Origin of the sequence: Halobaculum sp. EA56, from assembly GCF_051195075.1 — an archaeon.
Lineage (GTDB): Archaea > Halobacteriota > Halobacteria > Halobacteriales > Haloferacaceae > Halobaculum.
In genome coordinates this window covers 312,602-332,598 of the sequence record NZ_JBNTJX010000001.1, presented here as the reverse complement: position 1 = coordinate 332,598, position 19,997 = coordinate 312,602, and the positions used below count along the sequence as shown (strand labels likewise).

Annotated in this window: 21 protein-coding genes; 7 read left to right on the top strand and 14 right to left on the bottom strand. The window is 71.4% G+C overall.

Features of this window, described 5'->3' with window-relative positions:
- Positions 1–58 precede the first annotated feature (58 nt).
- A complete protein-coding gene (locus ACQUQ1_RS01755) occupies positions 59–1,018 on the top strand; it encodes a D-2-hydroxyacid dehydrogenase (protein ID WP_435062531.1) in 960 nt (319 codons plus the stop codon).
- 49 nt (positions 1,019–1,067) lie between these two features.
- Here ACQUQ1_RS01755 and ACQUQ1_RS01750 read toward each other — a convergent pair whose 3' ends face one another.
- On the bottom strand, positions 1,068–1,313 hold the full coding sequence (locus ACQUQ1_RS01750; protein WP_435062530.1) for a DUF7385 family protein: 246 nt from the start codon (positions 1,311–1,313) through the stop codon (positions 1,068–1,070).
- A gap of 171 nt (positions 1,314–1,484) precedes the next feature.
- Positions 1,485–2,099, bottom strand: a complete 615-nt coding sequence (locus ACQUQ1_RS01745; protein ID WP_435062529.1) for a translation initiation factor IF-2 subunit beta — start codon at positions 2,097–2,099, stop codon at positions 1,485–1,487.
- Positions 2,100–2,588: 489 nt separating this feature from the next.
- Between ACQUQ1_RS01745 and ACQUQ1_RS01740 the strand changes: the two genes are divergently transcribed.
- The 4 genes from ACQUQ1_RS01740 to ACQUQ1_RS01725 all read left to right on the top strand — a co-directional run bounded on the left by ACQUQ1_RS01740 (position 2,589) and on the right by ACQUQ1_RS01725 (position 8,111).
- Entirely contained in the window at positions 2,589–3,602 is a 1,014-nt protein-coding gene (locus ACQUQ1_RS01740) for a hypothetical protein (protein WP_435062528.1), read from the top strand.
- 239 nt (positions 3,603–3,841) lie between these two features.
- Positions 3,842–6,400: a bacterio-opsin activator domain-containing protein gene (locus ACQUQ1_RS01735; RefSeq protein ID WP_435062527.1), complete on the top strand. Its 2,559-nt coding sequence runs from the start codon at positions 3,842–3,844 to the stop codon at positions 6,398–6,400.
- Positions 6,401–6,469: 69 nt separating this feature from the next.
- On the top strand, positions 6,470–6,754 hold the full coding sequence (locus tag ACQUQ1_RS01730; protein ID WP_435062526.1) for a HalOD1 output domain-containing protein: 285 nt from the start codon (positions 6,470–6,472) through the stop codon (positions 6,752–6,754).
- 157 nt (positions 6,755–6,911) lie between these two features.
- Complete coding sequence (locus tag ACQUQ1_RS01725) at positions 6,912–8,111, top strand: redox-regulated ATPase YchF (protein ID WP_435062525.1); 1,200 nt, start codon at positions 6,912–6,914, stop codon at positions 8,109–8,111.
- Positions 8,112–8,120: 9 nt separating this feature from the next.
- Here the strand turns inward: ACQUQ1_RS01725 and ACQUQ1_RS01720 are convergent, their stop codons facing one another.
- From ACQUQ1_RS01720 to ACQUQ1_RS01690, 7 genes are all read right to left on the bottom strand, one after another.
- A complete protein-coding gene (locus tag ACQUQ1_RS01720; RefSeq protein WP_435062524.1) occupies positions 8,121–9,077 on the bottom strand; it encodes a hypothetical protein in 957 nt (318 codons plus the stop codon).
- 210 nt (positions 9,078–9,287) lie between these two features.
- Positions 9,288–9,482 (bottom strand): cold-shock protein, encoded by a 195-nt coding sequence (locus ACQUQ1_RS01715; RefSeq protein WP_224449686.1) that lies wholly within the window; start codon positions 9,480–9,482, stop codon positions 9,288–9,290.
- Between the two features lie 255 nt (positions 9,483–9,737).
- Positions 9,738–11,081, bottom strand: a complete 1,344-nt coding sequence (locus tag ACQUQ1_RS01710) for an FAD-dependent oxidoreductase (protein ID WP_435062523.1) — start codon at positions 11,079–11,081, stop codon at positions 9,738–9,740.
- A gap of 511 nt (positions 11,082–11,592) precedes the next feature.
- Positions 11,593–12,717 carry a deoxyhypusine synthase gene (locus ACQUQ1_RS01705; protein ID WP_435062522.1) on the bottom strand — a complete coding sequence of 375 codons (1,125 nt, stop codon included), beginning with the start codon at positions 12,715–12,717 and terminating at the stop codon, positions 11,593–11,595.
- Between the two features lie 82 nt (positions 12,718–12,799).
- Positions 12,800–13,567 (bottom strand): Nif3-like dinuclear metal center hexameric protein, encoded by a 768-nt coding sequence (locus ACQUQ1_RS01700; protein WP_435062521.1) that lies wholly within the window; start codon positions 13,565–13,567, stop codon positions 12,800–12,802.
- An 87-nt stretch (positions 13,568–13,654) separates the two neighbouring features.
- The gene (locus tag ACQUQ1_RS01695; protein WP_435062520.1) at positions 13,655–14,542 is read right to left on the bottom strand and encodes an arginase family protein; all 888 of its coding nucleotides are present in this window, start codon (positions 14,540–14,542) and stop codon (positions 13,655–13,657) included.
- Positions 14,543–14,546: 4 nt separating this feature from the next.
- A complete protein-coding gene (locus ACQUQ1_RS01690; protein WP_435062519.1) occupies positions 14,547–14,924 on the bottom strand; it encodes a translation initiation factor IF-5A in 378 nt (125 codons plus the stop codon).
- A gap of 205 nt (positions 14,925–15,129) precedes the next feature.
- Here ACQUQ1_RS01690 and ACQUQ1_RS01685 point away from each other — a divergent pair, with 205 nt between their 5' ends.
- Complete coding sequence (locus tag ACQUQ1_RS01685) at positions 15,130–15,552, top strand: hypothetical protein (RefSeq protein ID WP_435062518.1); 423 nt, start codon at positions 15,130–15,132, stop codon at positions 15,550–15,552.
- A gap of 18 nt (positions 15,553–15,570) precedes the next feature.
- On the opposite strand, the gene ACQUQ1_RS01680 is transcribed toward ACQUQ1_RS01685, so the two are convergent.
- From ACQUQ1_RS01680 to ACQUQ1_RS01660, 5 genes are all read right to left on the bottom strand, one after another.
- Positions 15,571–16,275, bottom strand: coding sequence for a bacterio-opsin activator domain-containing protein (locus ACQUQ1_RS01680; RefSeq protein WP_435062517.1), 705 nt, complete (start codon positions 16,273–16,275; stop codon positions 15,571–15,573).
- 60 nt (positions 16,276–16,335) lie between these two features.
- On the bottom strand, positions 16,336–16,755 hold the full coding sequence (locus ACQUQ1_RS01675; protein ID WP_435062516.1) for a hypothetical protein: 420 nt from the start codon (positions 16,753–16,755) through the stop codon (positions 16,336–16,338).
- 104 nt (positions 16,756–16,859) lie between these two features.
- The gene (locus tag ACQUQ1_RS01670) at positions 16,860–17,582 is read right to left on the bottom strand and encodes an SDR family NAD(P)-dependent oxidoreductase (RefSeq protein ID WP_435062515.1); all 723 of its coding nucleotides are present in this window, start codon (positions 17,580–17,582) and stop codon (positions 16,860–16,862) included.
- A 60-nt stretch (positions 17,583–17,642) separates the two neighbouring features.
- Positions 17,643–18,230, bottom strand: a complete 588-nt coding sequence (locus ACQUQ1_RS01665) for an NUDIX hydrolase (RefSeq protein WP_435062514.1) — start codon at positions 18,228–18,230, stop codon at positions 17,643–17,645.
- A gap of 71 nt (positions 18,231–18,301) precedes the next feature.
- Entirely contained in the window at positions 18,302–18,715 is a 414-nt protein-coding gene (locus ACQUQ1_RS01660) for an Lrp/AsnC family transcriptional regulator (protein WP_222608684.1), read from the bottom strand.
- Positions 18,716–18,812: 97 nt separating this feature from the next.
- On the opposite strand from ACQUQ1_RS01660, the gene carA reads away from it, so the two are divergent.
- Positions 18,813–19,880: a glutamine-hydrolyzing carbamoyl-phosphate synthase small subunit gene (gene carA / locus ACQUQ1_RS01655; RefSeq protein ID WP_435062513.1), complete on the top strand. Its 1,068-nt coding sequence runs from the start codon at positions 18,813–18,815 to the stop codon at positions 19,878–19,880.
- Positions 19,881–19,997 lie beyond the last annotated feature (117 nt).

Genomic DNA, 19,997 nt, shown 5'->3' with positions numbered 1-19,997 from the left:
CCCGTCCGGTGACCCCCTCACCGGCGGCCTTTTCCCCGGACCGGCCGACGCGGGCCGTATGTCCGCGCGACCGACCCTCCTGATCGCACACACCGTCGGGCCCGACCGCGGCGGGGACCTCCGCCGCGGTCTCGTCGACGCCGGCGTCCCCGCCGACGCGGCGGTCGCCGCCGCGACGCCCGCCGAGACCGACGAGCACCTCGCCGCCGCCGACGGCATCGTCGTCGGACGGCTTCCCGAGGACCTGCTCGACCGAGCCGACTCCCTGCGCTGGATCCAGACGCTCTCCTCCGGCACCGACTACCTCCCGCGCGAGGCCATCGCGGACGCGGGGGTCGCGCTCACGAACTCGGCGGGCGTCCACGCCGAGCCGATCGGCGAGCAGGTGCTCGCGTACATGCTGACCTTCGAGCGCGACCTGCACGCGCTCGCGCGCCAGCAGGCCGAGTCCCGGTGGGAGCGCCGCGAGGGCGGCGAACTCCGCGGGAAGACCGTGGGGATCGTCGGCGTCGGCGCCATCGGCACCCGCGTCGCCGAGCTGGCGAGCGCGTTCGGGATGGAGGTGTGGGGGATCCGGCGCGACCTCGGTTCGATGCCGTCGGCCGTCGACGAGGCGCGGTCGCCCGAGGACCTCCACGAGGTGTGTCTGGCCGCGGACTACCTCGTGCTCGCGTGCCCGCTCACCGACGAGACCGAGGGGCTGATCGGCGGCGAGGAACTCCGCCTGCTCGGGGGCGACGGCGTCCTCGTCAACGTCGCCCGCGGCGAGGTGTGCGACCGGGAGGCGCTGACGGGCGCGCTCCGCTCGCACCTGATCGCCGGCGCCGCCCTCGACGTGTTCGAGGAGGAGCCGCTCCCGGCGGACTCGCGGCTGTGGGACCTCTCGAACGTGATCGTCACGCCCCACATGGCCGGGAGCACGCCGCACAAGCTCGACCGGTGGACGGACCTGATCGCGGAGAACTATCGCCGGTTCGCCGACGGCGACGCCGCGGACCTGCGCAACCGCGTCCGCTGAGCGGTACGCCGAGGGCCGGGATCCCGCCTTCGGGCGGGACGGCCCGCGCTCAGTGGGTCAACACGAGCAGGCGCTCGTCGGTCCGCGCGAGACAGATCGGCCCGCTCGGGGCGGCCCCGAACGTCACCGTCTCGTCGTCGCTGACGAACAGGCGCTCGAAGGGGTCGCCGCAGGCGGGACAGCCCAGCCCCTCGCGGTTCGCGAGCGTCATCGACCCCGCGTCCTGTCGCTGGAGCTTGAGCTTGCTCCGGTAGTCGTGCACGTCGAAGCCGTCCGAGAGATCGAGCCGCGCCATGTCGGGTGGCGGCGGCTCTCCCTGAAGTAGGTTCGGCCCCGGCTGTCAGGGATGAAAGTCGGAGCGGCGGACGGGACCGGGACCCGCGGCGGGGATCGAGAACCACGGGCCGCGGCGCGGATCGGGACCGCGAGCCGCGGCGGCGACGACGCGGGACGCGCGCGAGCCGGGTTAGGTCAGGCGGGCGAACGCGAGGTTGCCCGAGACGTTGTGGACGTACGCCCGGACGGTCTGACCCTCCTGGGCGCCGGAGACGAACACGGTGAACTTGCCCTTCTCGGCGACGCCGTCGCCCTTGCGGCCGGTACCGGTGATCTCCAGCTCGTACGTCTTGCCCTCCTCGATCTCGGGACCCTGCGAGTGCTGGCTGGCCGCCGAGGACTTCTTCTGGACCGGGCGGAACGCCCCGCAGGCCTGACAGCGGAGCATCCGGACCCCGTCCTCGGTCTTGAGGACGGTGTCTGGGAGGCCGCACTCCGAGCAGGTGACGAACTCGGCGACGTACTCGTCGATGGCGCCCTCGAAGTCGGCGATGGAGAAGGAGCCGTTGTAGCGGGCGACGCCGTTCTCGAACTGGCCGTTCGTCCCGAGCTGGCGCTGGATGACGCTGTGGAGGTGCTCCGCGTCCCGCGAGAGCGCGTCGGCGATGGCCGCGAGGTTCGTCAGCCGGGTGAACGCCCCGTCGGTCTGCCCCTCGGGGTCGGGGACCTGCAGTCGGTCGCCGGCGTCGGCGGGCGTCTCGGGCAGCTCGTCGTAGGCTCTGTCGAGCGCGTCTGCGTAGTTCATGGGCGTTGGAGGGCGCTTCGACGTATAGGGCTTCCGAGAGAGTCCGTGCCGTGATCCGGCCGGGATCGACCGACGCGGACGCCGTCGCCGGCGGACTCGTCCGGGCCGCGACCCGCTGGTAACGCTCCGATACCGTTCCGGTAGGGGGCATATACCAACCTGTTGACGTGTGGTAGGGAGTGTTCACCGTCCGGACGGCGCGAGCCGACGTGCAAGTAACGGGTGTCCAACCGTCCGCTGTCGGACGCCACGCTGAACCGAGATCGAAAGAAGGCTCTTGAGGTACGAACCGGTTTCGCGTGGTATGTCCGAACTACCGCGGGGGCCCGAGCGGGCCGAGCCGGCGACAGTCCGCGGACCGCGTTCGAGGGCGCCAGGGAACGGGGGAGACGGCACGACCGAACCGTCCGGGGAGCTCGGGGGACCGGCTCCGCCGGCGCGTCCGGGGGGCGCGGCGGTCGGCGGGGACCGACCGGGGGGTGTGCGCTGATGTCGACCGAGACGAAACCCGTCGCGCGAACCGAGGAGCCGTCCTACGCCGAGACGGTCGACGGGGTCGCCCTGCCGGATCCCGTGCTCGACGCGGTCGAGAGATACGAGGCGGTCGGGGGCCAGCGCGACCGCTTCGTCTGGAAGTGGATTCACGGCCTGTTGCCCGAGTTCACCCTGTCGTCGGTTCCCGAGCGCCGCATGGAGGCGGCCCGGACGACCAAGACCCTGTTCACGGTGTTCATCACGCTGCTCGACGACGTCGCCGAACGGGACGGCGACGCCCGGACGTTCGAGCGGATCCGCCGGGCCGTGCGTCGGTCCGACACCGGCGACGGCGCGGGTGCCGCCGAAGGAGGCGACGTCGACGGCGACGCGGGCGCGGACCGCGAGGTCGTCCGGTTCGCCACCCGCCTGTGGGCGGACGTCGAGGAGCGGCTCGCGGCGGCGCCGCGGCACGACGAGTTCCGGGACGTGTTCCGGTACGACCTCCGACAGGCGCTCAACGCGATGGAGTACTCCCGGGTGCTCAACGACCACCTGGCGATGGCGAACCTCGCCGGCGCGACCCACTACGACTCCCACAACATGGTGATGTTCCCGTACGCGGACGTCGACGTGATGTACTCGCCGGGGTTCGACGCGGGGGAGCTCGGCGTCGTCCGGGAGCTCGTCTGGGACCTCCAGCAGATGGCGCGCATCGGGAACTGGCTCACGACGTGGGAGCGCGAGGTCGACGAGGGGGACTACACCGCCGGGATCGTCGTGTACGCCCTCCGGAACGGCATCGTCACGCGCGAGGAGCTGGAGGCGGCGGGGACCGACGGCGAGACGACCGCGATCGACCGGATCAAGGCCAGCAAGGTTGAGGACGTGTTCCTCGCCGAGTGGAACCACCTCCGCCGGAAGGTCGACGACCGCGGGCTGGAGGCCGACAGCGTCGACCTCGACGCCTTCGTCGACGGGATGGAGACCGTCATGGACCACCACCTGGCGAGCGAGGGGTACAAGTGAGGCGGGGCGGCCTGGCGGCCGACGACGCGCGGTAGGGGTATCCTGACCGCAGTAGGACGGTGTTTTCGATTCCGCTGATCCGGCGGATCGACCGGTACGGATCGTGTTACGCGGACCGGCCGGGGCGGGCGAGTCCGGCCGCCGTGGAGGCGTGACCGCGACGCGACGGGGGTAGCCGGAACGTACCCGGAAACAAACCCGAACGTAGCCTTTTCCGGCCGCTGGAAGTAGGACCGTCGATGTCAGGGAACGACCCGGCTACCTGCCGGGCGGTCGACGCGGACTGCACGGGCGCGGAGCTGGACGGAGAGTTCCTCCGGACGGCGATCGGCTCGATCCCGGAGGGAGTCCTCGCGGTCGACGCCTCGGGGACGGTCGTGTTCGCGAACCCGGCGCTCGCGGACGTGCTCGACCGGCCGGTCGAGGCGATCGTCGGGAGCGGGCTGTCGACGGTCGTCCCCGAGGGGGTGGTCGCCGACGGCGGCCCCGCGGAACGGCTCGCCGAGGGCGGGCCGGCCGCACTCGACGGCGCCACGTTCGACGTCCCCGCGGTCCGGGACGGCGACGGCCGCCGGTGGCTGTCGGTGTCGTTCTCGGCGGTCGAGCACGCCGGGAGCGAACTGGCCGTCGGGACCGTCCGCGAGGCCACAGATCCCGAGCCCGCCGGCGAGACAGCGGACCCCGAACCCGTCAGCGGGGCCGCCGACCGGCGGGGGGAACCGGCGCACTACGAGCGCATCATCGAGACGATCGACGACGGGATCTACGTCCTCGACGAGAACTTCACGATCACGGACGTCAACGAGGCGGTCGTCTCGATGACCGGCTACAGCCGCGAGGAACTGGTCGGGTCGCACGCGTCGCTGCTGGCGGGCGATGACCTCCTCTCGCAGGCGGCGGCCGCGAGCATCGAGATGCTCCACAGCGACCGCGAGACGGCGACGATCGTCTCCGAGATCGTCGGGAAGGACGGCGATCACGTCCCGATCGAGACGCGGTTCTCGCTGTACCCGTTCGCGGACGACAGCTACGGCCAGCTCGGCGTGGTGCGCGACATCTCCGACCGCAAACAGTTCGAGCAGACGCTCAGGTCGCTCCACGACTCCACCAGGGACCTCCTGGCGGCCGAGTCCCGGTCGGACGTGACGGGGCTCATCGTCGACACCGCGATCGACGTCCTCGACCTGGCCGGGGCCGCCATCTACCTCGTCGACCCCGAGGAGAACGTCCTGCGGCCGACCGCCGCCGCCAACGAGCGCGGCGGGCTCTCCGATCCCCTTCCCCCGCTTTCGCCCGACGGGAACCTCCCGTGGCGCGTGTTCGTCGAGGGCGAGCGCGCGACCGTCGGCGACGACGGCGACGACGCCGACCCGGGCGACCGGGACACCGGGCTCCCGATCGACGGCGGGCTGTGCGTCCCGCTCGGCGACCACGGCGTGTTCGTCGCGGCCGTCGACGACCCGGACGCGATCGACGACGACACCGAGACGCTCGTCGGGCTCCTGGCCGCGAGCGCGGAGGAGGCGCTCTCGCGGCTCGACCGCGAGCGCGAGGTCCGCAGACGCGACGAGCGGCTCGAACGGCAGAACCGGCGGCTGCGTCGGCTCGACGAGGTCAACACGATGATCAGGCAGATCGACGGGACGCTCGTCGAGGCGCGGTCGATCGACGAGATCGGCGAGGCCGTCTGCGACCGGATCGTCGCCTCCGACCGGTTCGCGTTCGCCTGGTTCGGCGAGGCGAACCCCGCCGACGGGACGGTCGAGCCGCGCTCGTGGTCGGGCGACGACCCCGGATACCTCGACGACGTCGACCCCTCGCTGGCGGATCCGCGCGAGCCCGCGGCGGCCGCGGCGGCGACGGGGGAGCCGGCGGTCGTCGCGGACGTCGGGGCGGACCTCGGGGGCGAGCGGTGGCGGAAGGCGGCGCTCGCACGGGGGTTCCGGTCGGCGATCGCCGTCCCGATCGCACACGACGACGTGGCACACGGCGTGCTCGCGGTGTACGCGACCGGCCCCGAGGCGTTCGGGGAGATGGAGGCGGTGTTCTCGGAGCTGGGCGAGACCATCGCCAACGCGATGAACGCGGCCGAGACCAGACGCGCCCTGCTGACCGACAGCCGCACGGAGCTTGGCTTCCGAGTCGCGGCCGGCGACGACGTCCTCGGTCGGTTCGCACGGGCGACCGACGGTCCCGTCGAGGTCGAGGGCGTCGTCCCGCAGACGGACGACGCCGTCCGGGTGTTCTTCGACGGGGGCGACGCCGCCCCGGAGGACGTCCGCGCCGTCGCGGCGGAGTCGGTCGTCGTCGAGTCGCTGGACGTCGTCGCCGAACGCGACGACAGCTGTCTGTTCGAGGCGGTCGTCGCCGGGTCGACGGTCCTGACGGCGGTCGTCGACCGCGGCGCCGCGGTCCGGTCGGTCACGGCGACCGCCGAGGAGATCCGGTTCGACGTGGCGGTCCCCGACGGGGCGGACGTCCGCCGGTTCGCGTCGGCGGTCCGGTCGCGGTACCCCGACGCCGAACTCGTCTCGAAGACCACCCGCGAGCGGCCCTCGCGGACGCCCGCCGAGTTCCGCAACGAGTTCGAGGAGCGCCTGACCGAGCGCCAACTGGAGGTGTTGCGGGTCGCGTACCTGCGGGGGTTCTACGAGTGGCCCCGCGAGAGCACCGGCCAGGAGGTCGCCGACGCCCTCGACGTCTCCCAGCCGACCGTCAACCGCCACCTGCGCGCGTGCGAGCGGAAGCTGCTCGACATGGTTCTCGACGGGGACCGACCCGACGGGCTATACACATAGCCCCCGCTCCAGGGGAACGGTATACGCGTAGCTAGTCGCTCTTTTGTGGTGGCCCCGGTACGGAGATCCATGCCTGCGAAGCAAGTGCGCGAACGCACCACCGTAGTTCGAACCGCCGACGACGACATCTGTCAGGCCGTCATCGCCGCCGTGGCGGACGCCTGGGACGTGCGCCCGATGGAGCTCGACACGCCGCTGTTCGAGGCCATCGACCCCGAGGCGCTCCAGCGGATCTTCCCGTGCGACGGCCGGTCGTCCGCCGCCGACACCAGCCTGGAGTTCTCCTGGGCCGGCTGTACCGTGACCGTCCGGGGCCCGGGGCGCGTCGTCGTCACGAGGAACGGGGACCGATAGCCGGACGCCGACGTCTCGACGCCGGAGTCGACCCGCCGGCGACGGCGCCCGCGACCGCGTTCCACCCGAAGCGATCCCGTCCGGATCCCGTGTGAACGGACGACAGGGGAGCCGAGCAGTAGAAAGCCGTTTCAGTCGGCGCGGCCGAGCGCTCCCAATGAGCTACACGATCGGGCTCGTCGGGAAGCCCTCCGTCGGGAAGTCGAGCCTCTTCAACGCGGCGACGATGAACGACGTGCCCGAGGGGGCGTACCCGTTCACGACCATCGACCCGAGCGTCGGCGAGGCGTACGTCGGCGTCGACTGCCCCGCCCCGGAGTTCGAGGAGACGTGCGAGCCCAACCACGGCTTCTGCCGCGAGGGCACCCGGTTCGTCCCGGTGAAACTCGTCGACGTGGCCGGCCTCATCCCCGGCGCCCACGAGGGGAAGGGGCTGGGCAACCAGTTCCTCTCGGACCTCAACGAGGCGGACGTGCTCGTCCACGTCGTCGACTTCTCCGGGGAGACGGACATCGAGGGCGAGCCGACCGAGGGCCACGACCCGCGCGAGGACATCGACTTCCTGGAGAACGAACTCGACCAGTGGTACCTCGACATCCTCGAGAAGGGGATCGAGAAGTTCGAGTCGATGTATCGGGGGCCGAACCCCGGCGACGAGGTCGGGATCGAGGAGGTACTCGCCGAACAGATGAGCGCGTTCCGGACGAACAAGGACGAGATCAAGCAGGTCGTCCTGTCGCTGGACCTGGAGCTGGATCCCGAGACGTGGGACGGCGACGACCGCTTCGCGCTGGCCCGCGAGGTCCGCAAACGCACGAAGCCGATGGTGATCGCGGCGAACAAGATGGACACGCCGGCAGCCCGCGAGAACTACGAGGAGATCACGGGCGACCCCGAGTACGAGCACCTCACGGTGATCCCCGCGAGCGCCCACGCCGAGGGATCGCTGAAGAAGGCCGACGAGGCCGGCGTCGTCGACTACGTCCCCGGCGACGACGGTTTCGAGATCGTCGGCGACGTGAGCGACGAGCAGGCGCGGGGGCTGGAGGCGATCCGCGAGTTCGTGGCCGAGTACGGCGGCACCGGCGTCCAAGCGACGATCGAGGCGGCGCTGTTCGGCGAACTCGACGCGAAGGCGGTGTTCCCCGGCAGCGCGAGCGGCTCCTGGAGCGAGGGCCCGTTCCGTGACTGCTTCGTCCTCCCGGACCGCGCGACCGCCGAGGACTTCGCGTACACGCTCCACTCGGACATCGGCGACGGCTTCCTCCACGGGATCGACTGCCGGAGCGGCAGACAGGTCGGCGCCGACGCGGTGCTGGATCACCGCGACGTGGTCGAGGTCGTCACGACCGGCTGAGGATGGGGATCACAGCGGCGCGAACCCGTCGAGCGGGCGGTCGCCGTCGCGGTGGCGGCGGAGGTAGTACTCGACGCCCGGCACGTGCGCGGCGCCGACGACGAGGTGGACGGCGTCGACGTCGGCGTCGGCGTGGAAGACGGCGTAGTCGGCCATCCGCTCGTTGCGGGCGTGCGTCACCAGCTCCAGCTCGGGGTCGTGCGCGCGGAGCCACTCGCGTTCGACCGGCTGCGGCAGGAACGCCCGGTCGTAGTACGCCACGAGCGCCGGGAGGCGGTCGGGGTCCTCGGCCGCGGCCCGCGTGAGCCGGAACGACTCGTAGTCGTCCGCGAGCGCCGCGCCCTCGTGGCCGCGGGTGAACGCGGTCGCGAGGTCGCCGAGCGCGCGCCGGAAGCGGTCGCCGTACACCTCGCCGCCGGCCTCGACGAGCGCGAACGTCGCCTCGCGAAAGCGGTCGCTCACCCGGGTCAGGTCGGCGACCAGGCCGTCGACTCCGTCGTGCTCCAGCGCCGAGAGGTGCGACTCGGCGTCGAGACGGGCGCACTCCCGGAGCGCCCGGCGGTAGTCGTCCATCGCGCACGCGACCGGGACGTCGCCGAGGTACAGCGAGCGGATCCCCTGCTCGCAGTAGACGGCCGCCCCCTCGTCGGCGGCCGTCGACGCGATCCCGCGGACGTGGGCCCGCTCGGCGTCGGTATCGGCGTGCGTGACGCCGTGGACGCGGTAGGCGACGCCGTCGACGGTCGTCGGGGCGCCCGGCGCGTCCGACGGCGGCGGGTCGGCGGCGAGCCGGCGGCCCCGGAGATCGCGGTGGCGTCGCTTGGCCGCGAAGTACGCCTCGTGTGGGTCGTCGAGCCCGGTCGCGTCGACCAGATCCGCGAGCGACGTCGCCGACCGGAGCGCCGAGAGGTGCGCGCGCTCCTCGGGCGTCAGCGGCCCGTCGTCGCCGGCGGACGCGTGTGCCATGTGTGATCTGTACTCGAAGTCGGGCAATCAGCGTCCCGCGGTTCGGTGCAGAGCGCGCACGAGAGCGAGCCCGCGGCCGGTCCGTCCGGTCCCGTCGGTCGGCACGGGCTCGGATTCCGTCCCGGGCGACGCCGTCGCTCGCGGGCGTGAGCGCGTCGGAAGAAAACGGTGTCACATCGTGTCGCCGTCAGGCGACGGTGTGAACCGGAGTTACGCGCGGACGACGTTCGTCGCGCGCGGGCCCTTGGGGGCCTGTTCGATGTCGAATTCGATCTCGGTTCCCTCGGTCAGGTCCTCGCCGCCGACATCCTCCATGTGGAAGAACACGTCGTCGTCGGAGTCCTCAGTCGTAATGAAACCGTAGCCGCCAGTGTCGTTGAAGAAGTCGACCGTACCGTTTGCCATTGCGATTCAACGAAGGCCGGTCGCCCGGATAAGGGTTCCGTATTCGTTCCGGGATCCGAATTATTTCCGAACGAATATCCTGAGAACACCTTCCGTAGTGGTCGAGCGACCACGGACAGTCGGTTCCGGTGGCGGTTCGGTTCCGGATCCGGGTCGGATACGCGTCGAAGTGCCGGTATCCACAGATCGGAGCGGGAAGCGTACCGGCGGGGGTTCGGTCCGCTCCGGTCGGACGCCCGGCTCGGGGCGGGACGCCTACGCTTCCGGGCGGGGGAAGTTGTCGATCGTGTCGGCGCGGAACGCCTCCTCGTCGAACTCGTACTCGCCGTCGAAGAAGTCCATCAGCGTCCGGGTGTCGCGCATCGCGTTCTTGAGGCTCGTCGAGGCGCCCGGCGAGGGCGTGATGTTGAAGATCACGTCGTCGCCGACGATCTTCGCCTCGCCCATGTCGAGGGACTTCTCGCTCGTGTCGACGATCTGAGGGCGGACGCCGCCGTACCCCTCCGCGCGCTCGATGTCGTCGACCTCGACGCTCGGGACGACCTTCCGGACGTCCGGGAGGAACGCCCGCGCGCCGACGGACGGCACGTCGTACACGAGGTTCTCGACGACGTACGGGAGGAGGACCCGGTCGGCGAGGATGTTGCCGTAGCTCAGGAACGACGCGGGGTCCAGCCCGAACACGTCGAGGAAGTCGCCGACGGTCGAGACCCGGCCGCGCTCCAGCGTCGGGACGACCTTCGCGGTCGGACCGAACCGCGTGACGCTCCCGTCGTGGACGTCGGCGTCGCCGTGGACCGCGGCGAACGGGAGCTTCTTCATCTGCAGGGTGTACACCTTCCCGTTCAGCAGGTCGTCCGCGAGGAAGAAGCTCCCGGCGACGGGCAACAGCGCCAGGTCCTCGCCGTACCCGAGGTCCTGAGCGATCTGGAGGCTGTGTGACCCCGCGGCGACGACGGCGACCGAGCAGTCGAACGGGCCCTCGTCGGTGGTGAGGGTGTACCCCCGGGTCGTCTCGGTGACGTCCTCGACCTCCGTCCCCGTGTACACGTCGACGGTCGCCTCCTCGCGCGCGTCCTCGACGAACGACTCCGCGACGGCGCCGTAGTCGACGACGTAGCCGTCCGGGGTCTGCAGCGCGAGCAGGTCAGTGTCGGGGTCGCGTCCCTCCACGACCTTCGGCTCGATCTCGGCGATCTCCTCGCGTCCGATCGGCCGGAGCTTCGGGAAGAGGTCGCCGAAGCCGTTCTCGTGATAGCGCTCCTCCAGCGTCGCCACCTCCTCGTCGCCGACGCCCAGCACCATCTTGCTGCGCCTGGCGTGCATCTCGCGGTCGGGGTCGTGCGCCTCCAGGTAGCCCGCGAGCAGCTCCGCCCCGGTCTTGACGTCCTCGGCCTTCTCGAGGGTGTAGTTCGTCTCGATGTCGCCGAAGTGGAGCGTCTGGGAGTTGTTCGTGTGGTGGGTGTTGATCGCCGCGATCTCCGGCTCCTTCTCGACGAGCGCGATCGACTCGATGTCGGTGAACTTCGCGGTCGTGTACAGCAACGAGGCGCCGCTGATGCCGCCGCCGACGATGACGAGGTCGTACGTTCCGGACATGTGAGATTCGGGTTCGTCTCCGAGGGAGCGGTCCAGCGATTTAAGTCGTGAGTTCTCGGCGCGGGATCGTGCGTTCGACGTACGCTACTTCGACGATAGTCGTGTTCCGAGAGCTCCGGCGGAACGGAGCTCGGCGGCCTCGGCACTCATAGGGCTCCGCATCGCGCGGGTGCCACCCCGGCTCGGAGCGGTCGCCTCGTCATCGGCCGTCGTCACCTACCCCGCGGCGACGCAAGTGCGTTTCTCCTCCCGCGCGGCCGGGTCGGGCGACGTGAGGCGCGTCGGTCCTCGCGCGAGGCCCGTCGGTCGAGTCGTTACTCGCGACTCGGTAAACGTTGGCGCGAGCCACCGGATTAAAGGGACGTCCTGACCTATGGTATCGCTACCCATGAGCCTCACCGGTTCCGGCCGCGTCTTCTGCCACGACTGTGGCAGGGGATTCGACTCCGAGGAAGAGCTTCGACGGCACGTACGGGACGAGCGTCCCGTCGAGTAGGCGGCTACCAGTCGCCTACTCGGCCTCGACCCGTTCGCGCGCTGCCGCCACGAGCAGCGGCAGGAACACCGTCGCGTCGCCGTAGACGGACGCGTTCTCGGCGTCCTTCTCGAGTTTTCCCCACGAACGCGCCTCCTCCAGCGTCGCCCCCGAGAGCCCGCCGGTCGCCTCGGGGTCCATCGTCACCTGCACCGCGTAGTCGTACGCCCGCGGCGTCACGAGCATCGTCTGGAGGGTGAAGTTCTTCGGGACGCCGCCGCCGATCAGCAGACAGCCCGCCGTGTCGGCCTCGAACGCCTGGTCCGTCAGCGGCGTCATGTCCGCCAGCGCGTCGAGGGTCAGGTCGGAGGTCTGGCCGTACATCCACGCCTGCAGGCCGAGCACGGAGTCCTGCACCGCGGGGCAGTACACCGGCACGTCGTGCTCGTAGGCCGCGGCGGCGACGCCCGGCCCCTCGGCGATCCCCTCGCGCTCGTTCACCTCGGCGTTCGCCCGGCCCAGTTCCGCGCACAGTTCGGCGATGGAGACCGCCCCGTCGCGCTCCGCCAGCGGCGGGAACACCTCCTCGCGGAGGTGCGCCTCGAACTCGGCGAAGTGCTCCTGCGGGAGGTAGACGTTGTAGATGCGGTCGACCTCCTCGTCCCTGAGCTGTTCGTCGTGCTCGCGGAGGGTCTTCCCCTCCTGGCGCTCCTCCCCGTGGTGGTGCTTGCCGCCGATGGCCTCGATGGCGTCGTGGGTGAGGTTCGCGCCCGTCGTCACGAGCGCGTCCACGTAGCCGTCGCGGATCAGGTCGGCGACGACCCGGCGCATCCCCGTGGGCACCATCGCGCCCGCCAGCGAGAGGAACACCGTGCAGTCGTCGTCGGCCCACATCGCCGAGAGCACGTCCGCGGCCCCGCGGACCGACTCCGCGCCGATGCCCGCGTGGCCGTACTGCTCCACCAGCTCGCCGACGGTCATGCCGCCCCGGACGCGCGCGTGCCCGAGCGGGTCGTGGTCGAACGCCTCGCGGTGCGGGGACTCGTAGCCGCCGTCGTCGGCGTCGTGGTCGTCTGCGTCGCGTTCCCCCGTCCCGTCGCTCCCGCGGTCGTCGCCGGGTGCGCCGTGGCCGTCGTGACCGCCCTGGCCGTCGTCGCTCATTGTCGGCCGTGCGGCCGCGGGACGCTTGAACCGCGTGGTTCGCGGCGGACGCCGGCGGGAGGGCTGGCGGGAGCGCCGGGTGCTACAGCCCCGTCGGGTGGTCGATGTAGCGCGTCTCCAGCCCCCACTCGTCCGCGAGCGACTGCAGCGAACGAACGCCGAACGTCTCCGTCGCGTAGTGGCCCGCCAGGAACACCGAGAGGCCGGCCTCGCGGGCCTCGTGGTACGCCTTCCCCTTGCCCTCGCCCGTCACCAGCGCGTCGTACCCCTCCGCCTCGGCCTCGCGGAGCCAGTCGCTCCCGCTGCCGGTGACGACGGCGACCTCCTCGATCACGTCGGGTCCGAAGTCCAGTACCCGGACCCCCTCGCCGCCGTGGTCGAGGTCCGCCTCCAGCGCGGCCGCGAGGTCGTCGGCCGTGTAGCCGTCGGGGGCGACGCCGGCCTGTCCGACGTACTCCGGCCCCATCTCGCCGAAGGGCTCGCGGTCGACGAGGCCGAGCACGTCCGCGACGCCGGCGGCGTTGCCCAGTTCCGGGTGGCCGTCCAGCGGGAGGTGCGAGACGTACAGGGCCACGTCGTCGGCGACGAGCGGCGCGATGCGGTCGTACTCGCGGCCGGTCACGCGGTCGAGGCCGCCCCAGATCACCCCGTGGTGGGTCACGAGCGCGTCGGCGCCCATGTCGACGGCGGCCTCGGCGGTCGCCTCGACGGCGTCAACGGCGAACGCGACGGTCTCCACCTCGCCCTCGCGCGATCCCACCTGCAGGCCGTTCGCGGAGGCGTCGATGTCGGCGTACGCGCCGGTGTCCAGTTCCTCGTCGAGTCGGTCGACGAACTCCGATCGCTGCATGCGCGGGGGGACGGGCGGGGGCCGCTTGTAGCCACCGCGTCGCCGGCGCTGCCCGGGCGTTGGTCGGTCCCGAACGGGGGAACGAGTTCAGTTCGCGTCGGCGTGGGCGTACACCGCCTCGCGCAGCAGTTTGCCCGCCAGCGCGGCCGCCTGCCCGTCGTCGCGGTCGTTCACCTCCACCGCGTCGACCCCGACGCAACGGGGGGCGACGGCGCGGACGGCGTCGCGCATCTCCCGCGGCGACAGGCCGAACGGCTCCATCGTCCCGGTCCCGGGCGCGTAGCCGGGGTCGGCGCCGTCGACGTCGACCGAGAGGTAGACGTCGCGGTCGCCGAAGTCCGGGGTCCAGTTGGCCACGTCCTCGGGCGCAACGACGGTCACGTCGGGGGCGTCCGCGCGCTCCCACTCCTCCGGGGAGCCGGTGCGCGCGCCGAGGACCACGACCTCGTCGACGGTGGGGAAGTCGTCGCTCGCGTCGCCGTCCCGGTCGGCGTCGTCGTCGCCGTCCGCGTCGCCGTCCGGGTCCCGGTCGTACCCGTCGAGACACCGTCGGACCACGCAGGCGTGGTTCAGCGGGTTGCCGTCGTAGGCGTCGCGCAGGTCGAGGTGGGCGTCGAGCGTGACGAGCACGTCGGGGTCGGTGGCGCGCACCCCGGCCCAGGTGACGGTGTGTTCGCCCCCCACCAGGAGGGGGACGGCGTCGTCGATGACCGCCGCGCGTAGCTCGGCGGTCAGGTGGTCGAGGTAGTCGTCGACGGCGTCCCACGCGGGCACGTCGCCCGCGTCGTGGACGCCCAGATCGGAGAAGAACTGGTCGGTGTGTCGGTCGTAGTCGTCGTAGGTGGCCGCGAACTTGCGGACGCGTTCGGGGCCGAACCGGGCCCCCGGCAGGAACGTCGTCGTCGCGTCCAGCGGCGCGCCGACGACGACGTAGGCGGCCGCCTCGCGCGGGGCGGCCGCGCCGGGGAACGGCATGGAACTACCCGACGACCTTCCGCTGGCCCTCGTACTCGAGGTACTCGATGTTCTGGTCGGGCTGGAAGTCCTCGTCCTCGGGGACGCGCATCGTGAACGTCTCGTAGGTGTCCAGGTCCATCACCTGGGCGTCCTCGCCGGAGACGGAGACGACCTGGCCCTGCTTGCGCTGGATGATCGGGACCCAGACCTTCGCGTCGACCGGCTGCGAGAGCGACCGCTTCTTCTCGTCGAAGACGCCCTTGCCCTCGATGCGGGCCTTCGCGCTCCCGTGCTTGCCGGGCTTGGCGGTGCTGTAGGCGTTGATCTTGCAGGGGGAGTCCTCCATCATCACGTAGCTCCCCTCTTGCAGTTCGCGGACCTGCTTCTGCTCTCTCGGCATACGTCGGGATTCCCGTCGCCGCGGTATAAACGGTTTGATAGCGCCGGAGGCGGCCGTCGCGTCGGCGGCGCCCGAGCGCGGGCCCGGGGTCGAGATCGGGGCCGACCGACGGCGGTCCGGGCCGCGACCCCCGGCCGGCCGTGTCGGTGCGTCGAGCGAGCACGTCTCACTACCCTGTTATTTCCCGTCGGCGCGAACGGCCGGTATGGACGACCCGACGAACACGGACGCGAGTACGGACCCGGACGGCGACGACGACGCGACGAACACGGCCGCCGCCGACGCGACGGACCGACCGACGGACCCGGCCTCCGAGGGGTCCGCCGGGACGGACGACCCGGGCACCGTCGGCGACACGGACGGCGAGGGACCGGTCGCGAAGGTGTACTACGAGGAGGGCGACCCGGTCGTGCTCGCGGCGGCGTTCGTCATCGAGGACTGGCCGTGGGTCGTCGGCTTCGACCAGGTCGGCACCGACGGCTACGACTACGTCTCGATCCCGGCCGAGCGGGTCGTCGGCGTGATGAGCCCGCGATACACCTCCTTCTCGCACAACGGCCGGCGGGTGACCGCCTACGGCGTCATGGACGAGGAGGTCCGCGAGTTCCGCGACCTGCTCCCGCTGTAGGCGGGGGCCGGGTCCGAGCTACCCGCCGTCGTCGTCGCCGTCGGCGGCCTCGTCGTCGCCCGCGGCGGACTCAAGCTGCGCCAGCGTCCGCCGCAGCACCGCGTCCACGCCCCGGCGGAGCGTCTCCGAGACCGCCTGCTCGGTGACGCCGAGCGTCCCCGCGACGTCGCCGAGGGTGGTTCGGCGCGGCACCTCGAAGTACCCCTCCTCGACGGCGAGGGTGACGACGCGGCGCTGCGTGTCGGTGAGTCCGAAGGACGCGCCGTCGCCGTCGACCTCGTCGGCGTCCGCCAGCGCGTACAGTCGCGTCGTGACGACCTCGATCCCGCGGTCCCGGAGGAACTCGGTGACCTCGGCGACGCGCGCGCGGTCGTCGAACCGGACGCGGAAGAACCACCCGCCGTTCCCGGTCGCCTCCAGGACCGTGGCGTCGAACTCGGCGAGCGCGTACGCCAGCCCCCGCACCTCCTCGCCCCACTCGACGCGGTAGAGCCGCCGACCGTCGACGTCGTCGAGGCGGACCAGGCGCTCGACGCGGTCGTCGGCCCGGACCGCGCGCTCGAACGCGTCGAGGTCGCCGCCGCGAACCCACAGGTACGGCATCACCTGCCCGGAACTGGGGACCACCCGTTCCACCTCGACGCGCACGTCGGAGGCGCCGGCGAGCACCCGTCCCAACGGGAACTGGTCGGACCCGACGGAGAACTCCGCGATCACCGTCATGGCTCGATCGGTCGCGCGTCGGGGACCGGCGGGCCGGCCGCGACGGGTCCGCGCGCGGGGCTACTCTCCGCCGTCGAGGCCGGACTCCTCGGCGGCGCCGACGGACGGGTCGGTCGACGCGTCGCCGGGGGCGTCGGCCGTCGGCTCGGGTGTGGCGGTCGGGAGGCGGTCCGGCTCCCACCGGCGCTCGGGGTCGCACACCCACCCCGGGAGCGCGAGCGCGAGGGGGGTCGCCGAGGCCGCCGAGCGGTCCCCCTCGACCGCGACGAGCCCGGCGTCCGCCAGCTTCGGGAGGTGGGCGTGATGGAGGGTGAGCCCGCCGTAGTCGGGCGGGCCGGCGGCAGCGAGCGCCGCCTCGACCTCCTCCATCGGGATCGGGTCCCCCGCGGCACGACGGAGCCGCCGGAGAACCGCACGACGTTCCCCGTCCGCGAGCGCGTCGAACACCGCCGACCAGTCGGGGTCGGTGTCGGGTCGCATATCTCACACGTGTCGCTCACACGACCAGTAATTTCGCCTTGTTACTTCAAGCTAACATCCCATCGGACCGTCGATAGGTCGCGCGGGGACCCGTCGCCCCCGCCTCACCAGTCGATGACCGCCCGGTCGCGCCAGAACCGCCCGCCGGGCCCGTCGCGGAAGCGCGCGAGCCACGTCGGGGTCTCGGCGCCCTCGGCGGGGGTGCGCGGCGCCTCCTCGCCGCCCATCTCGGTGTGGACCCACCCCGGACAGACCGCGTTGGCGATCAGCCCCTCCTCCGCGTACTCGCCGTGGAGGTACTTCGTGAGGCCGTTGATACCGGTCTTGCTCACGCGGTACGCCGGCGACCCGCCCGACTGCTCCTCCCCGAGCGCGCCCATGCCCGACGAGAGGTTGACGATCCGGGGCGTCTCCGTGTTGAGCAGCGGGGGGATCGCGTACTTGCACAGCAGCATCGGCCCGCGGAGGTTCACCGAGATGGCGTGGTCGATGTGGTGCGTCCGCTCCTCGTGCAGCGGCGCGCCGAAGTGGCCGACCCCCGCGTTGTTGACGAGGATATCGAGGCCGTCCTCGCGCTCGCCGATCCGGTTGAGCGCGTCCTGGATGTCGCCCTCCTGGCTCACGTCGAGGACGACCCGCTCGAACTCGTCGGGGAGGTCGTAGGTGACGCTGCGGACCCCGGCGTAGACGGTGGCGCCCAGGTCCGCGAGGTTGGCCGCGATCTCCTTGCCGATCCCGCGGTTCGCGCCCGTCACGAGCGCGGCCTGACCGGTCAGGTCGTCGTACAGGTCCGGCTCGGCGGGGAGGTCGGCGTCGCTGTCGGTCATACCCGTCGTTGGCGGCCGGGACATTACGGCGTTTCGACCCGTGGCCGGCGGCGACGTGGCCTACTCGAAGTCGCGGCGCATCGCGATCTCGAACCACGGGCACAGCCGCAGTTGGCGGTACCACTCGGGGTGGTCGTGGAGGTGCTCGTAGTCGACCCACAGGAGGCCGGCGATCTCCTCCTCGTCGGGGTCGATCGCGTCGTCGTCGAGGGTGACCTTCAGGACGGCACACACCTCCCACTCCAGGCCGGCGTTCTCGAAGTAGCGCTTGTACTCGAAGCGGTCGGTGACGCGCAGGTCGCCGTACTGGTCCGGGGTGACGCCCAGTTCCTCCTCCAGACGCTGGCGGGTCGCCTCCTCCTGCGTCTGGCCCTCGACCGGGTGGGAGGCGACCGTGCCGTCCCAGAAGGTGCCCCACAGGCGCTTGCCGGGCGCACGCTGGCCGAGCAGGAGCCGGCCGTTCGAGTCGAAGACCAGGCAGGTGAACGCCCGGTGGCGGATGCCGTCGCCGGTGTGGGCCTCCAGGCGGTTCACCGTCCCCTGCGGGTTGTCGTCGGCGTCGACGGCGATCACGTCCTGCATCGCGTTCTCGTGTTCCGGTTCGCCGACCGCGTCCGCGCCGCTCGCGTCGGCGTCCTGCGTGCTCATACGCCGTCGTGCGTGAGGGCGGACCATGACGGCTTCGGTCGACCGCGAGCGGCGCGTCGACGGGACGCTCGTCAGCCGAGGCGCTCGTCGAGGATGAGCCGCGTCTTCGTGCCCTCGATCTCGTCGAGCTCGCGGGCGCGGGTGATGAGCTCGTTCACCGCGCGCGTGTCGACGCAGTCCACGATGAGCACGATGTCCTCCTGCCCGGACACCTGCCAGACGAAGTCGACCTCCTCCCAGTCGGCCAGGCGCTCGGAGACGGCGCTGGTGTTGACGTTCATGTCGACGGAGATCTCGACCATCGCCTTCACGTTGCCCGTGCGCGTGGTGACGGTGAACCGCTCGATCACGCCCTCGCTGGTCATCCGGTCCACCCGGTTCCGAACGGTCCCCTCGCTGGTGCCCACCTCCTCGGCGATCTCCGTGTACGGCGTCCGCGCGTCCCGTCGCAGGAGGTTCAGGATGCGGCGGTCGAGGTCGTCCATGTACGCCCTTGCCGGAGCGCCGGCAAAGAGATTACGAATTTCGTAACGTGGCTTCGAACGACGCACTTATGTGCCGCCCAGTCCTGTGCATCTCGTAATGGCGGACGCCTACGTCGCCCTGGCCGACGGCCGTGTCTTCGAGGCACGCGCCCGCGCGCCGGGCCGGACACGTGGTGAACTGGTCTTTACGACCGCGTACACCGGGTACGAGGAGTCGCTGACGGACCCCTCCTACGAGGAGCAGGTCCTCACCTTCTCCTACCCGTTGATCGGCAACTACGGCGTCCGAGACGAGCGGTTCGAGTCGGATCGCGTCCACCCCAACGCCGCGATCGCCCGCGAGATGACCGACGACGTGGCCGAGTGGCTCGCCGGGGAGGGCGTGCCCGCGGTCGACCACCTCGACACGCGCGAGCTCGTGACGACCGTGCGCGAGGAGGGGGCGATGAACTGCGGCATCGCGGCCGGGCCGGAGGCGACCCCCGAGGTCGCGAAGGAGGAACTCGCCGAGTGCAAGGGGATGTCAGAGCACCTCGACATCGGCAAGCAGGTGTCGACGGACGATCCTTACACCGTCGAGGGCGACGGCGAACACGACGTGGCGCTCGTCGACTGCGGGATGAAGGGCTCCATCGTCTCCTCGCTGACCGAGCGCGGCGCCGACGTGCACGTGCTCCCGTACGACGTGGACGCCGAGACGGTCGCCGAACTGGACCCGGACGTCCTGTTCGTCTCGAACGGCCCCGGCGACCCCGCGAACTTCGAGTCGACGCAGGCGCTGGTCGAGGAGTTCGCCGGCGACCTCCCGCTGGCGGGGATCTGCCTCGGCCAGCAGATCGTCGCCCGCGCGTTCGACGGCGACACCGAGAAGATGGCGTTCGGCCACCGCGGCGTCAACCAGCCCGTGCGCGACCTCCGGACCGGACAGGTCGTCATGACGACCCAGAACCACGGCTACTCGGTCGCCGACCCCGGCGACCTGACGGTGACGCAGGTGAACGTCAACGACGACACCGCGGAGGGGCTCGAGAGCGAGGAGTACGACGTCGTCACCCGGCAGTACCACCCCGAGGCGAACCCCGGGCCGCACGACTCGCTGGGCTTCTTCGACGACGTGCTCGCGATGGCTGAGAACGGGACGCGGACGACCGTGAAGGCCGACTGAGGGGAGCGCGAGCGAACACGCGGGGGCGGCGTGACCTGACGGGAACCGCCCCCGCGGGTGGCTCCCGCGGACATCTCGGAGGAATTACAAAAACGCCGTTCCGGGAACGCTCTTTCC